The sequence below is a fragment of the Citrobacter sp. VF227 genome, from assembly GCF_052950715.1.
In genome coordinates this window covers 1-851 of sequence record NZ_JBRFVF010000073.1, presented here as the reverse complement: position 1 = coordinate 851, position 851 = coordinate 1, and the positions used below count along the sequence as shown (strand labels likewise).

The 851-nt window shown below is 48.9% G+C and carries 1 protein-coding gene; it reads right to left on the bottom strand.

Annotated elements, in window-relative coordinates:
- A partial coding sequence (locus ACU8YC_RS25090; RefSeq protein ID WP_446895974.1) for a hypothetical protein occupies positions 1-798 on the bottom strand: 798 nt, incomplete at its 3' end.
- Positions 799-851: the final 53 nt, after the last annotated feature.

The window sequence follows — 851 nt, the reverse complement described above, 5'->3', positions numbered from 1 at the left end:
CGTTTTCAGCAATGAGAAATCATTTAACACCTGCCCGCCAATAAGCACCGTCTGCTGACCGTTCGTAAACAGTCGTCTCTTTAAGGGGGCGGGCTGTGAGACGTTTTTATTCTGAATGGCCAGAGCGTTTTTAATCCCGTTCTCAAGCCGGGCCTGATCAGTCACGCGCCCTGAGGGGGTTCCTGCCATCAGGAGATGCCGGAACCGGGCATCGGTGTTATTTGGCAGATGAGTGTATTTTTCTTCACAATAATAGTGTCTGCCGGTGAAGAAGGACTCAAAAACATACACCCTGCCCGGGAAACCTTTCATGACTTCCATGAGGGCCGCGGCATAGGTCAGTGCCCCTGAAAAAATGAAAACGGCGTCAAAGGTTTTTGATGACAGTAATGTAAACCAGTATTCCGTCCAGTACCTGGCCGAAGCGATATTCAGACGTAAATCTTCATTATCCGTGACAAATAATTTATCAAATAATGCCCGGGCAGATGAACCATAATCCGGGGCATTTAACCAGTGCTCCTGTACAGCGCATTTTGACATTAATTCCGCCCGGGCGACCTCAAATAAACTGATGCCCTTATATGTGCTGTGAAATAACGCATCCGCCGTCAGGGCCGACATGGCCGCCCCGGTATCGGAAATGCCCGGCCACCGGGAATAATCCCCAAACCGACAGATACTGTCATTCTTAAATGCCGGATACGTGACTGCCGCCCCGATCTCCTCCAGATAACTCAGTAACGACGCAAAGTTTTTCTTACTGAAATGCAGACCATCCGAGAACAACACCCGCATTTTACCCTCCGGCTCCATTGATAACCGCATTAATGATATGTTTATATTCCAGG